The sequence below is a fragment of the Coprococcus sp. LG101-27 genome, from assembly GCF_027695515.1.
Taxonomy (GTDB): Bacteria; Bacillota; Clostridia; order Lachnospirales; family Lachnospiraceae; genus Allocoprococcus; species Allocoprococcus comes.
On sequence record NZ_JAQEUJ010000012.1, the window covers coordinates 25,965 to 40,059 of the forward strand.

Consider the following 14,095-nt stretch of genomic DNA (forward strand, 5'->3'; position numbering starts at 1 on the left):
TTTATTATTATAAGTACATCAAGAGGTTAAGAAAACCCAATGAAGGAGGAACATGTAAAATGAAAAAAAGAAAAGTGTTAGCAGTATTGTTATGTGCAGCGATGACAGCAGCTTTAGCAGTTGGATGCGGTGGAAGCAAAGGATCTGACAGCAGCGACAAGAGCAGTGATTCATCAAGCTCATCCGATGATGTGATCACAGTAGGCTTCTCACAGGTAGGTGCAGAATCTGACTGGCGTACAGCAAACTCTCAGTCAATGAAAGACACATTCAGCAAAGAAAACGGATATGACCTGATCTTTGATGATGCTCAGCAGAAACAGGAAAACCAGATCACAGCAATCCGTAACTTCATCCAGCAGGAGGTTGATTACATTCTTCTTGCACCTGTTACAGAGACAGGATGGGATACAGTTCTTCAGGAAGCAAAAGATGCAGACATCCCGGTAATCATCGTTGACCGTATGGTTGATGTATCTGATGACAGCCTTTACACAACATGGATCGGAACCGATGCTCTTTGTGAAGGTCGTAAAGCAGCTGAATGGCTGAACGGATTTGCAGAAGCAAAAGGAATCGCAGCATCTGATATCCATATCGCTGATATCCAGGGAACAATCGGATCTACAGCTCAGATCGGACGTACAAAAGGTCTTGAAGAAGGCGTTGACAAATACGGATGGGATCTTGTAGCTCAGCAGACAGGTGAATTTACACAGGCTAAAGGTCAGGAAGTTATGGAGTCTATGCTGAAACAGTATGACAACATCAACGTAGTATACTGCGAGAACGATAACGAAGCATTCGGAGCAATCGATGCAATCGAAGCAGCAGGTAAGACAGTTGGATCTGATATCGCTAACGGCGAAATCATGGTAATTTCTTTCGATACAACACATGCAGGACTTCAGGATGTTCTTGATGGAAAGATCGAATGCGATGTAGAGTGTAACCCACTTCACGGACCACGTGCTGAAGAACTTATCAAAAAACTTGAAGCTGGCGAAGACGTTGATAAACTGAACTATGTAGATGAAGAAATCTTTGCTCATGATGACACAGTTAAATCTGTAAAAGCTACAAACAGCTTAGACGAAGAAAAAGATTTTGATGTAACACCACTTACACAGGATATTCTTGACAAACGTGCATACTAAAATGCATTAGGAAAGTCGGATATATAATTTGACAGACACATAAGGGTGGATGAATAGAGAGGCGTGGTAGATAATAATCGGAATGTGCCGGATATTTATACTACGCCCTCTTTATTGAAAAAAGGAAAGCAGGTGGAAGAGTATGGAGGGTAATGTTGTACTTACAATGCGGGATATTTCCAAGACATTTCCCGGTGTAAAAGCATTGCAGCATGTTGATTTTACACTTCGCAAGGGCGAAATTCACGCTCTGATGGGTGAGAACGGTGCAGGTAAATCTACACTGATCAAGGTTCTTACCGGTGTACATGAATTTGAAAATGGCGAGATCCGTCTGGATGGAAAAGACGGTCCGATTATTAATAAATCACCTCAGGACGCACAGAACAATGGTATCAGTACTGTATATCAGGAAGTTAACCTTTGTCCGAACCTGACGGTGGCAGAAAATCTGTTTATTGGACGCGAACCAAGAAAAGCAGGATTTATTGACTGGCGTACAATGAACAAACGTGCAACAGAATTGCTTAAGAGTCTTGAAATTGATGCTTCAGCTACCCAGAAGCTGGAAGAGGTTTCTCTGGCAAGACAGCAGATGATCGCAATCGCACGTGCAGTTGATATGAAATGTAAGGTTCTGATCCTTGATGAGCCAACTTCATCTCTGGACGATGATGAGGTTGCAAAGCTGTTCAAACTGATGAACAGACTGAAAGATGAAGGTGTAGGTATTATTTTCGTAACACACTTCCTGGAACAGGTATATGAGGTCTGTGACAGAATCACAGTTTTACGAAATGGGGAACTGGTTGGCGAATACGAAGTCAAAGATCTGCCAAGAGTTATGCTTGTTGCCAAGATGATGGGTAAAGACTTTGATGATCTTGCAGATATCAAGGGAGATCATGCAGAACTCAAAGAATTCATCCCGGTTATCGAGGCAGAAGGACTTAGCCATAAAGGAACGATCAAACCGTTTGATATGACGATCAACAAAGGTGAGGTTGTCGGATTTACAGGACTTCTTGGATCCGGACGTTCGGAACTTGTCCGTGCAATTTATGGAGCTGATAAAGCGGATTCCGGTAAACTGAAAGTTAACGGAAAAGAAGTGAAGATTCATGCTCCGATCGATGCAATGAAGCTTGGTATGGCATATCTTCCGGAAGACAGAAAGAAAGATGGTATCATCGCAGATCTGTCTGTCCGTGAAAATATTATTATCGCACTTCAGGCGAAAAAAGGTATGTTCCATCCAATGAGCAGAAAAGAAATGGATGAAGCAGCAGATAAATATATTAAGATGCTTCAGATTAAGACAGCAAGCCGTGAAACTCCGATCAAGAGTCTGTCAGGTGGTAACCAGCAGAAGGTTATCATTGGTAGATGGCTTCTTACCAATCCGGATTTCCTGATCCTGGATGAACCTACAAGAGGTATTGATATCGGAACCAAGACAGAGATCCAGAAACTGGTACTTGATCTTGCAGATCAGGGAATGGCGGTTGCATTTATTTCTTCAGAAGTAGAAGAAATGCTCCGTACCTGTTCACGTATGGCAGTTATGCGAGACGGTAAGAAGGTTGGAGAAATTTCCGGTGATGAATTATCACAGGAAGGTATCATGAAAGCAATCGCAGGAGGTGAAGAGTAATGAGCACAAATAAATCAACATGGAAAAAGCTTACCTCTATGAGGCTTTTCATGCCACTGGTGTGTCTGCTTGCAATCATTATCGTAGCTACAATTACAATTCCGGGCTTCTTAAGCATGTCTCTTAAGAATGGAGTTCCATACGGATATCCGGTCGATGTGATCAACCGTGCATCCGAGCTGGTTATTTTGTCAGTTGGTATGACACTTGTTACAGCAGCTTCCGGAGGACAGGACATCAGTGTCGGAGCTGTTATGGCAGTCGCAGGAGCCGTATGCTGCCAGATCCTTTCCGGTGGGGAAGTATCTGTAAACTCTCTGTCAGCACCGATTATCGTTGCATTTCTTGCAGCACTGGTTGCTTCAGGAATCTGCGGTGCATTTAACGGATTTCTGGTTGCAAAGCTGAATATTCAGCCGATGGTTGCGACATTGATCCTTTACACAGCAGGACGTGGTATCGCCCAGCTGATCACAGACGGACAGATTACATATATCCGTGTGAAATCTTATCAGGTATTCGGAAGCTATGCCGGAAAATTCCCGATTCCGATGCCAGTTGTAATTGCAATTATCGTAGTTATCATTGCATATGTTATTTTGAAAAAGACAGCTCTTGGACTTTATATCGAGAGCGTTGGTATTAACGGAACCGCATCCAGACTGGTCGGACTTAATTCAACCATGATCAAGTTCCTTACTTACCTGATCTGTGGTGTACTTGCAGGTGTTGCAGGATTTGTGGCTTCCAGCCGTATCTACTCAGCAGATGCCAACAACATTGGTCTGAACCTTGAAATGGATGCCATCCTTGCAGTTGCCCTTGGTGGAAATGCCCTTGGTGGTGGTAAGTTCAGCCTGATGGGATCTGTGATCGGAGCTTATACAATCCAGGCACTTACAACCGTTCTTTACGGATTGAATGTATCAGCCGATCAGCTTCCGGTCTACAAGGCAATCGTTGTTGTAGTTATCGTTGTCCTTCAGAGCCCGGTATTCAAGAAATTTATTGCAGTACAGAAAGAAAAAAGAACATCAAAGGCTGCAGTGAAAGGAGGAGCTAACTAATGAAAGCAAAAGTATCCGGAACAAAAAAGAAAATTAACGGAACGACATTCCTCCTTATGATTACAATTTTACTGTTTGTTGTAATGTACGCAGCAGGTATGATCGTATTTAACGACAAAGGTTTTGCAAAACCGCAGATGTTCCTGAATCTGTTCATTTCCAATGCAGGTCTTCTGGTTATCGCGATGGGCGAAACGATCGTTATGATCACAGCCGGAATCGATATCTCAGTTGGTTCTGTTACAGCACTTGTATGTATGGTTGCTGCAAACCAGATGGAAAATCATGGCGCAAGCGCTTATACCGCACTTCTTATGGCACTGGTGATCGGACTTCTCTTTGGTCTGGTTCAGGGATTCCTGGTATCTTATCTGGAGATCCAGCCATTCATTGTAACACTGGCAGGTATGTTCTTTGGACGTGGTATGACATCAATCATCAGTACAGATATGATTTCTATCAAAAATGCAACTTTCATGGCATGGGCTAAATACAAAATTTACATGCCGTTTGGTTCTTACAGTAAGAGGGGAAAATTCCTCCCGGCATATATTTATCCGACAGTTATCATTGCAATCATCGTTCTGATCGTAATCATGATCGTTATGAAGTATACAAAATTCGGACGTTCTGTATATGCGATCGGTGGAAATGAACAGAGTGCACTTATGATGGGACTGAATGTTAAGAGAACAAAAATGGCTGCATACCTTCTGGACGGCTTTCTTGCAGGACTCGGCGGATTCCTTTTCTGTATGAACAGCTGTGCCGGATTCGTAGAACAGGCAAAAGGTCTTGAGATGGATGCGATTTCAGCAGCCGTTATCGGGGGTACACTACTTAGTGGTGGTGTCGGAACTCCATTCGGAACCCTGTTCGGTGTACTGATCAAAGGAACGATTTCCAGTCTGATCACTACACAGGGAACACTTTCAAGCTGGTGGGTACGAATCGTACTTTCCGCACTCCTCTGCTTCTTCATCGTTCTGCAGTCTGTATTTGCAAGCCTGAAGAAGAAAAACTAAAGAAAGAACAGTACTTGAAATATTACAGGCGAAAAGAAAAAACGACGGGTATTGACGGAAACTTTTTAATTGCCTATAATAAAAAAGTAGGATTTAAACACCGGATGTTCATATCGTACATCCGGTGTTCTTTTTGTAAGTATTGAGTATAAAGGGGAAGGAGGAAGATGAGATATGAAAATAGGGATTGCGAATGACCATTCTGCAGTGGATATGAAAAAGCAGGTGGTAGAGTATCTTGTGGAAAAAGGATATGAAGTTGTCAATTACGGAACTGATTCTTATGAGAGCTGTCCTTATCCGAAATATGGGGAAAAGATTGGAAAAGCAGTTGCAGACGGAGAAGTGGATCTCGGAGTTGCAATCTGTGGAACCGGTCTTGGCATTTCCATGGCAGCCAATAAGGTTCACGGTGTCCGCGCAGCGGTGTGTTCTGAACCATATACGGCAAAGATGGCAAGAGAACATAATAATGCAAATGTGATTGCGTTCGGTGCAAGAGTAATTGGAATCGAGATGGCAAAGATGATCCTTGATACATTTCTTGGTGCAGAGTTCCTTGGGGGACGTCACCAGGATCGTGTAGATATGATTATGGCGATCGAAGAAAATCAATAGCGTGGATGAAAAACAACAAGAGCGGATAAAGGCAATGAAAAAGCTTTTATCTGCTCTTGTTGTGTATACGGTGAGCCAAGTACAGATTGGCGCCTGCACAAGGTTCTGCATTTGGTGAAGGGAAGAGGTTACAGAAGTACGTGAATCGAAAAAAGCTTGTTATACTTGTTTTGGTGGCGTCAAAAAACAATACCATATTATTTGATGTTTTATAAGAAGTGCACAAAAGATGCGAAAAGAAGAATACAAGTTAGGACCTCGATGAAAAACAAATATGTATTCAAGTTGTACACATATAATAAATACAACTTAGCAAAAACATACAAAAGTTGTACGATAATTTGTAACATATTACGGGTTGAAAATCAGGTGTTCCTTAAGGTATATTAGAGGTAAGGAGAGCAGGGGATTTGTACGTAAATCAGGGGGAAAAGAAGAAAAAAGTGAAAGAAACATCAGCAAAATATGAAGGAATTGTAAGATGGATCCGAGAACAGATTGAAGCGGAAGAACTGCAGCCGGGAGAGCGGATAGAGTCGGAATACCAGCTTTGTGACCGTTTTGGGGTAAGCCGTCAGACCGTCAGACATGCGATCGCTGTTCTGGAAAAAGAAGGTATGATCGAGAAACGCCGTGGAAGTGGGACTTATATAAAGGAAAGTGGTATCATCGGGGTCAGACGAAAAAAAACGATGCAGATCGCAGTGATGACAACTTTTGTTCAGGAATATATTTTTTCTGGTATTATTCAGGAAATCGAGAACAAGATGTCACGTGCCGGATATGGAATCCAGATTTCCATCACCAACAATTCTGTAGAAAAAGAACGTTTTATATTGAAAAGCATTCTGGATAAGAAAAGAGTGGATGGAATTATAGCGGAACCGACAAAGAGTGGCCTTCCTAATCCAAATCTCGATCTGTACAGGCAGATCATGGAGCAGGGAATCCCGGTGATCTTTATCAACAGCTATTATCCGGAACTGAAAGCGCCGCATGTAAGTCTTGATGACAAGATGGCAGGGAAGATGGCGACGAAATATCTGATCCAGTGCGGACACCGTGAGATCGCAGCGATTTTCAAGGCAGATGACGGGCAGGGACACAGAAGGTATGCCGGTTATATCGAAGCTTTAATGGAAGCAGATATCAGGATCGAAGATAAACGGATTGTCTGGATTGATACCGAAGATGTGCGCAATCGCAATATGCGTGAGGAGAGCAGCTGGATTTTAAGAAGGATTCAGGGATGTACGGCATGTGTATGCTACAACGATGAGGTTGCGAGCAACCTTGCGGCGACATGTCTGGAACAGAAGATCAAAGTGCCGGACAAGATGTCGATCATTGGAATCGATGATTCTGATCTGGCAAATTATTGCGAAGTACCGCTCGCTTCTGTGAAGAATCCGATCCGGGAGCTAGCGAAGAAGGCAGCAGAAGAGATCCTTGATCTTATGCAGGAGAAAGAAGTGCCGGACAGTGTAGAACTGAAACCGGAGATTATCAACCGGAGTTCTGTAAAAATCATCAAATAAAAATATTTATCAAATCAAATATATTTTATGAAAGGAAAGGTAAAGAAAAAATGAGTGATGTAAAAAGTATGATCGAAGCGGGAAAGACTTCTCTTGGAATCGAGTTTGGTTCCACACGAATCAAAGCAGTTCTGGTAGGAGAAGATAATGCACCGATTGCTTCGGGAAGCCATGAATGGGAGAACCGTCTTGACAACGGTGTCTGGACTTACACATTAGAGGATATCTGGACAGGTCTTCAGGACTGCTACAGAGATCTTGCCGTAGATGTGAAGAAGCAGTATGACGTAGAGCTTACTACTGTCGGAGCACTTGGATTCAGTGCTATGATGCATGGATATATGGTATTTGACAAAGCAGGAGAACAGCTTGTACCGTTCCGTACATGGAGAAATACAATGACAGAGCAGGCAGCAAAAGAACTGACAGAATTATTCCGTTTCAATATGCCACAGAGATGGAGCGGAGCACATCTGTATCAGGCAATCCTGAACAAAGAAGAACATGTAAAGGATATTGATTTTATTACAACGCTTGCAGGTTATGTACACTGGAAACTGACAGGAGAGAAAGTCCTTGGCGTTGGTGACGCATCCGGAATGTTCCCGATCGACAGCACAACACGTAACTGGAATAAAGAGATGCTTGCCAAGTTCGATGAACTGGTTGCACCGAAAGGATATCCTTGGAAAGTAGAAGATATCCTTCCAAAAGTCCTGGTTGCAGGTGAAAAGGCAGGAACACTTACCGAAGAAGGTGCAAAGCTTCTGGACCCAACAGGAAAGCTTCAGGCAGGCATTCCGGTATGCCCTCCGGAAGGTGATGCAGGAACCGGTATGGCAGCTACGAATAGCGTCAGAGTCCGCACCGGTAATGTATCAGCAGGAACCAGTGTATTTGCAATGGTTGTTCTTGAAAAAGCACTTGAGAAAGTACATGAAGAGATCGATATGGTAACAACACCTGCAGGAGATGCTGTGGCAATGGTTCACTGCAACAACTGTACTTCAGATCTGAATGCATGGGTAAATATTTTCAAAGAATTTGCGGAAGCATTCGGTATGAAAGTCGATATGAACGATCTGTTTGGAACTCTTTACAACAAAGCTCTGGAAGGTGATGCAGACTGTGGCGGTCTGATGTCTTATAACTTCTTCGCAGGAGAACCGGTTGTTGAATTTGATGAAGGACGTCCGTTATTTGTTCGTATGCCAGACAGCAAATTCAATCTTGCAAACTTCATGAGAGCAAATTTATATGCATCTCTGGAAGTCCTGAAAGTCGGAATGGACATTCTTCTGAAAGAAGAGAAGGTAGCCGTTGATGAGATTCTCGGACACGGTGGACTCTTTAAGACAAAAGGCGTTGGACAGAGCATCCTGGCAGCAGCACTTGACACACCGGTATCTGTTATGGAGACAGCCGGAGAAGGCGGAGCATGGGGAATCGCACTTCTTGCATCTTACATGAACAACAAGGCAGAAGACGAAGCCCTGGATGATTATCTGGATGCAAAAGTATTTGCAGGACAGAAGGGTACAAAGATGGATCCGGATCCGAAGGATGTAGAAGGATACAATACATTTATCGAACGCTTCAAGAAGACGCTTCCGATCATGAAAGCTGCAACAGAGACTATGAAATAGAACCCGAAATATTTTACATAAACACAGTAGGAGGCTAAAGCAATGTTAGAAGAACTAAAAAAAGAGGTTTATGAAGCCAATATGCTTCTGCCTAAGTATGGACTTGTCACATTTACCTGGGGCAATGTCAGCGGAATCGACCGCGAAAGCGGGCTTGTTGTGATCAAACCGAGCGGTGTGGATTATGACAAAATGACAGCAGATGACATGGTTGTTGTAGACCTGGAAGGAAACCGCGTGGAAGGCAACTTAAATCCGTCTTCTGATACGGCAACACATCTGGAACTCTACAAAGCGTTCCCGGATATGGGTGGTATCGTCCACACACATTCCCCATGGGCAACCAGCTGGGCACAGGCAGGAAGAGGAATCCCTTGCTACGGAACCACACATGCCGACTATATGTACGGTGAGATCCCATGTGTCCGCAATCTGACAAAAGAAGAAATCGACGAAGCATATGAGAAGAATACAGGAGTTCTCATTGTGGAACATTTCAAAGATACAGAATACATGGCAATGCCTGCAGTACTCTGCAAGAACCACGGACCATTTACCTGGGGAACCGATCCGCATAATGCAGTACATAATGCAGTTGTACTCGAAGAAGTAGCCAAAATGGCAGCTCGCTGCGAAATGATCAATCCAGACGTAAAACCTGCCCCACAGGAATTACAGGATAAACACTACTACAGAAAACACGGTAAAGACGCGTACTATGGACAAGGCTAAAGCACTTAATGAATGCGAGCCGTAGGCGACACATGAATTTAGTGCGTTGCCTGTCGGCGCACTTAGCGAGCGGGAGCGTATGCGACTGCGAGCTTAGTAAGACCGAACTTGTGTTGGGAAGATAGAGTAAATCAATCAGACAACACAGTCAGCTTGCTGGCAGTTAGCTATCTTACGGGTTTCATGCGAATGCTAATGAGCATCGAACGAGCTGTGCTCGTGAGATGGGCCACATAGTGTAGTAAATCAATCAACAAAGAAATCAAATAAAAAGGAGAATAAAAACATGTTAGTACAGAAAGATTACAAATTTTGGTTTTGCACAGGATCACAGGATTTATACGGAGATGAATGCCTCGCACACGTAGCAGAACATTCACAGATCATCGTAAAAGCCCTCAACGAATCAGGAATTCTTCCATACGAAGTAGTCTGGAAACCAACTCTGATCACGAATGAAGTAATCAGAAGAACCTTCAACGAAGCAAATACAGATGAAAACTGTGCAGGTGTTATTACATGGTGTCATACATTCTCACCGGCAAAATCATGGATCCTCGGATTAAAGGAACTGAGAAAACCATTACTTCACCTTCACACACAGTTCAACCGTGAAATCCCATACGACACCATCGATATGGACTTCATGAATGAGAACCAGGCAGCTCATGGCGACCGTGAATTCGGACATATTTTCACACGCCTTCATAAGAACCGTAAAGTCATCATGGGTTACTGGGAAGACAAAGAAACACAGGAAAGAATCGGTGACTGGATGCGTACAGCAGTTGGTGTCATCGAAAGCAGCCATGTACGTGTTATGCGTGTAGCTGACAACATGAGAAACGTTGCCGTAACAGAAGGTGACAAAGTAGAGGCTCAGATCAAATTCGGATGGGAAGTTGATGCTTACCCGGTAAATGAAGTTGCTGACGCAGTAGCTCAGGTTGGACAGGGTGATGTAAATGCACTTGTTGAAGAATACTATGACAAATATCAGATCCTTCTGGAAGGAAGAGATGAAGCTGAATTCAGAAAACATGTAGCAGTTCAGGCTCAGATCGAACTTGGATTTGAAAGATTCCTTGAAGCGAACAATTATCAGGCAATTGTTACACACTTCGGAGATCTCGGATCACTTCAGCAGCTGCCGGGACTTGCAATGCAGAGACTGATGGAAAAAGGATATGGTTTCGGTGCGGAAGGTGACTGGAAGACAGCAGCTATGGTTCGTGTAATGAAGATCATGACACAGGGTAAGAAAGATGCAAAGGGAACTTCCTTCATGGAAGATTACACATACAATCTTGTACCTGGAAAAGAAGGTATCCTGGAAGCTCATATGCTGGAAGTTTGCCCGACAATCGCAGATGGACCGATCAGCATCAAGTGCCAGCCGCTTAGCATGGGTGACAGAGAAGATCCTACACGTCTTGTATTTACAGCCAAAGAAGGACCGGCTGTTGCAACATCGCTTGTTGATCTTGGCGACAGATTCCGTCTGATCATCAACAGCGTAGACTGCAAGAAGACAGAAAAACCGATGCCGAAGCTTCCGGTTGCAACTGCATTCTGGACACCACAGCCAGACCTCAGAACAGGTGCCGAAGCTTGGATCCTTGCAGGTGGAGCTCACCATACAGCATTCTCTTATGACCTGACACCGGAACAGATGGGTGACTGGGCAGAAGAAATGGGAATCGAAGCTGTTTATATCGATAAAGATACAAAGATCAGAGATTTCAAAAATGAATTAAGATGGAATGAAGCTGCATATAGAAAATAAATGGCAGCAGATAAATTCTAAGAAATAAACAACCGGGCAGAATCACATTTAAAAGTGAACTGCCTGGTTTTTTTGCAACGTATAAAGTTCTAGGTAAAAGTTGAAAAACAGAGCAGTAAAAAAGTTAAATTTTACTAAAGCTATTTATTTCTCCGAAATGTGTGCTATAATGAATTAAATAAATTGCAAAGGAAAGTCATCAAGGGAAAATGCATTAAGGCAATATTGAAAGAAAATAAAAAGAAAGAGAAATAATGGGGGAAGGACATGGCGACGATTAAGGACATTGCGGCAAAAGCGGGGGTTTCCATAGCGACAGTATCCAGAGTGTTGAATCATGATGAAACTTTGAATGCGCAGGAAGAGACAAAAAAAAGAATTTTTGAAATTGCAGAGGAATTAGAATACGAAGTACGCGCACAGAAAAAACGCAGGCGAAAACTGAAGATAGGTGTATTTTATTCTTATTCTCCTGAAGAAGAACTTCAGGATCCTTATTATCTTTGTATCAGGCTTGCTATAGAAAAAAAACTGGAAGAAGAAGGATATACAAAGGTGATTGTGAAACTGGATGATTCGCCGGAGATGATCAACGGATTAGATGGTGTAATCTGTACCGGTACATTCACAAAAAAAATGGTAGAAGCAATAGAAATATGGGAATGCCCGGTTATATTTATTGATGCAGATCCAAACCCAAAGAGATTCGATTCAATTGTGGTAGACTATAGACGGGCAGTAGAAGAGATTGTTTCCTATCTGGTAGGGTGTGGACATACGAAAATAGGGATGATCGGCTGTCGAGAAGTTGATAAGGAGGGGGATGAAGTACTGGATACGAGAATACAGCATTTTCAGAACGCTTTGAAAAAACGGGGACTGTATCACCCGGAATATACAAAGTTTGGTGCTTATTATGCAAAATATGGATACAAACTTCTGAAAGAGTTTTACGAGGAAGGGAATCTGCCGACTGCCTTGTTTGTTGCGAATGATTCGATGGCAGCAGGAAGTTATCGGGCTGCATATGAACTTGGGCTTAAAATACCGGATGATATCAGTATTATTGGCTTTAATGATATCCCAACTGCGAAATACATGGTTCCTCCACTTACTACGGTGAGATTGTACATGGAGTTCATGGGAGAATATGCAGTAAAACTTCTGGAAGAGCGAATTATACATGGAAGAGAGATTTGTGTAAAAGTTTCAATCCCGACTAAACTTTATATACGTGACAGTGTTAAAAAATTTTAATAAGGTAAAAAAGTAAGAGGCTATGGAACGGAGAATGTCCTATAGTCTCTTTATGTATACAGATCGAGTGATGACAGATTGTTTTGTTATGATTTTTTAGCTAAAAATAAAGAGTTAAAATCAATCAAGTAAAAACAGACGACTTTATTTAAAATAAAAATATAGTTTTACCAAGATAAAAATTGTGAAAAGTATATAAAAATATGGTGTAAATAATAGGTAAAATAGAGAAAAAATATTTATAGGGTAAAAAGTATTTACATTTAACCAGTAAAATAGTATAGTGGTTTTATCAAATAAAATAAGTGAATCAAAGGAGGAAATGATTTATGAAGAGGAAAATTGCAGTAATGTGCGTACTTGCACTTACAGGAACAATGATGCTGACTGCTTGTGGAAACAAGAAAGACAGTAATAATGGAAAGACAAGTGACGGAAAGACAGCAATACGTTTTGCAACATGGGATGTAGCTGATGATGTAGATGCTCAGCAGAAACTTGTAGATAAATTTAATGAGGAACATGATGACATTGAAGTAACACTGGAAGCATACGGAAGTGATTTTGATACAAAGATCAGTGCAGGTATGGGATCTGGAGATACACCGGATGTTATGTATATGTGGAACTACCCGGCATATGCAGATGGTCTTGAACCTCTGGATGAGTATATCGACAAAGAAGGCGATGACTATAAGAATGATTTCTACAGCACACTGTGGAATTACAACTCATTAGACGGAACAACATATGGTATTCCAGTGGGATTTACAACACATTCACTTTTCTATAACAAAGATCTTTTTGCACAGGCTGGTGTAGAAGAACCTACAGATGACTGGACATGGTCGGATCTTCAGGCAGCTGCCAAGACAATTGAAGAAAAGACAGGTCAGAAAGGTTTTGCATTCCAGATGAAACCAGATCCGTATGATTTTGAAATGTATCTGTGGAGCAATGGAACTGCTTATTGTGACGAAAACGGACAGATGGCAGGTCAGATTGATTCAAAAGAATCTCAGGAAGTATTTAAAATGTTCCAGGATATGGAAAAAGACGGATATGCAATTGCAACAGAAAAGAACGGAACTGATGAATTCCGTGCCGGTACAGCAGCAATGTATGTATATGGATCATGGTCAATTGCTTCTCTTAATGAGGATGGAATGAATTATGGTGTGGCAAAAATTCCTTCTTTTGACGGAAAGACCTCTGTAAGTATTCTGAGCTCTTCAGGACTTTCTATTTCAAAGGACAGCAAGAATAAAGATGCTGCATGGGAATTTGTAAAATACTGGACAGGCGAAGAATGCAACAAAGCAAGAATCGGTATGGAACTTCCGGTACTTAACAGTGTTGTAGAATCTGAAGGTATTATGGATGAACCAGAATATGCACCATTCTATGAGATGCTTGAGCAGAGTGATGGACATACTCCGGCAAGCTTCCTGATTGAAGACTGGTCAGAAATTTCAGAAAACCTCAGCTTATCAGTTGAACAGATTTTCAATCCAAGCTCATACATGGATGTAAAAGATGTTTTAAAAGAAGCAGCAGACGCACAGTAATAGCATACAAACAAACCGGCGCCGGAACAATTTGTGATTCCGGCGCC

At 42.2% G+C, this 14,095-nt stretch carries 11 protein-coding genes; all 11 read left to right on the forward strand.

What is annotated here, in order from left to right:
• Positions 1-59: 59 nt before the first annotated feature.
• Entirely contained in the window at positions 60-1,157 is a 1,098-nt protein-coding gene (locus tag PG766_RS09650; protein WP_117834863.1) for an ABC transporter substrate-binding protein, read from the forward strand.
• A 142-nt stretch (positions 1,158-1,299) separates the two neighbouring features.
• Positions 1,300-2,811 (forward strand): sugar ABC transporter ATP-binding protein, encoded by a 1,512-nt coding sequence (locus PG766_RS09655; protein WP_117823726.1) that lies wholly within the window; start codon positions 1,300-1,302, stop codon positions 2,809-2,811.
• Positions 2,811-3,878, forward strand: a complete 1,068-nt coding sequence (locus tag PG766_RS09660; RefSeq protein WP_117823727.1) for an ABC transporter permease — start codon at positions 2,811-2,813, stop codon at positions 3,876-3,878. The genes PG766_RS09655 and PG766_RS09660 overlap by 1 nt, the downstream gene beginning before the upstream one ends.
• Positions 3,878-4,903 (forward strand): ABC transporter permease subunit, encoded by a 1,026-nt coding sequence (locus PG766_RS09665; protein ID WP_117823728.1) that lies wholly within the window; start codon positions 3,878-3,880, stop codon positions 4,901-4,903. The genes PG766_RS09660 and PG766_RS09665 overlap by 1 nt, the downstream gene beginning before the upstream one ends.
• Before the next feature lie 174 nt (positions 4,904-5,077).
• Entirely contained in the window at positions 5,078-5,521 is a 444-nt protein-coding gene (rpiB, locus tag PG766_RS09670) for a ribose 5-phosphate isomerase B (protein WP_022220180.1), read from the forward strand.
• A gap of 410 nt (positions 5,522-5,931) precedes the next feature.
• Positions 5,932-7,059, forward strand: a complete 1,128-nt coding sequence (locus tag PG766_RS09675; protein WP_243002841.1) for a GntR family transcriptional regulator — start codon at positions 5,932-5,934, stop codon at positions 7,057-7,059.
• Between the two features lie 50 nt (positions 7,060-7,109).
• Positions 7,110-8,705, forward strand: coding sequence for a xylulokinase (locus PG766_RS09680; protein ID WP_270590755.1), 1,596 nt, complete (start codon positions 7,110-7,112; stop codon positions 8,703-8,705).
• 42 nt (positions 8,706-8,747) lie between these two features.
• A complete protein-coding gene (gene araD / locus PG766_RS09685; RefSeq protein WP_117834869.1) occupies positions 8,748-9,437 on the forward strand; it encodes an L-ribulose-5-phosphate 4-epimerase in 690 nt (229 codons plus the stop codon).
• A gap of 286 nt (positions 9,438-9,723) precedes the next feature.
• A complete protein-coding gene (gene araA / locus PG766_RS09690) occupies positions 9,724-11,223 on the forward strand; it encodes an L-arabinose isomerase (protein ID WP_022220176.1) in 1,500 nt (499 codons plus the stop codon).
• Positions 11,224-11,490: 267 nt separating this feature from the next.
• A complete protein-coding gene (locus tag PG766_RS09695) occupies positions 11,491-12,480 on the forward strand; it encodes a LacI family DNA-binding transcriptional regulator (RefSeq protein WP_008372602.1) in 990 nt (329 codons plus the stop codon).
• 329 nt (positions 12,481-12,809) lie between these two features.
• Positions 12,810-14,048, forward strand: coding sequence for an ABC transporter substrate-binding protein (locus tag PG766_RS09700; protein ID WP_118198924.1), 1,239 nt, complete (start codon positions 12,810-12,812; stop codon positions 14,046-14,048).
• Positions 14,049-14,095 lie beyond the last annotated feature (47 nt).

What these genes read in the sequence shown, in the direction of transcription:
- PG766_RS09695 (WP_008372602.1), top strand. Translation starts at nt 11,491, where the DNA reads ATGGCGACGATTAAGGACATTGCGGCAAAAGCGGGGGTTTCCATAGCG.
- PG766_RS09660 (WP_117823727.1), top strand. Translation starts at nt 2,811, where the DNA reads ATGAGCACAAATAAATCAACATGGAAAAAGCTTACCTCTATGAGGCTT.
- PG766_RS09665 (WP_117823728.1), top strand. Translation starts at nt 3,878, where the DNA reads ATGAAAGCAAAAGTATCCGGAACAAAAAAGAAAATTAACGGAACGACA.
- PG766_RS09655 (WP_117823726.1), top strand. Translation starts at nt 1,300, where the DNA reads ATGGAGGGTAATGTTGTACTTACAATGCGGGATATTTCCAAGACATTT.
- PG766_RS09700 (WP_118198924.1), top strand. Translation starts at nt 12,810, where the DNA reads ATGAAGAGGAAAATTGCAGTAATGTGCGTACTTGCACTTACAGGAACA.
- araD (WP_117834869.1), top strand. Translation starts at nt 8,748, where the DNA reads ATGTTAGAAGAACTAAAAAAAGAGGTTTATGAAGCCAATATGCTTCTG.
- araA (WP_022220176.1), top strand. Translation starts at nt 9,724, where the DNA reads ATGTTAGTACAGAAAGATTACAAATTTTGGTTTTGCACAGGATCACAG.
- rpiB (WP_022220180.1), top strand. Translation starts at nt 5,078, where the DNA reads ATGAAAATAGGGATTGCGAATGACCATTCTGCAGTGGATATGAAAAAG.
- PG766_RS09680 (WP_270590755.1), top strand. Translation starts at nt 7,110, where the DNA reads ATGAGTGATGTAAAAAGTATGATCGAAGCGGGAAAGACTTCTCTTGGA.
- PG766_RS09650 (WP_117834863.1), top strand. Translation starts at nt 60, where the DNA reads ATGAAAAAAAGAAAAGTGTTAGCAGTATTGTTATGTGCAGCGATGACA.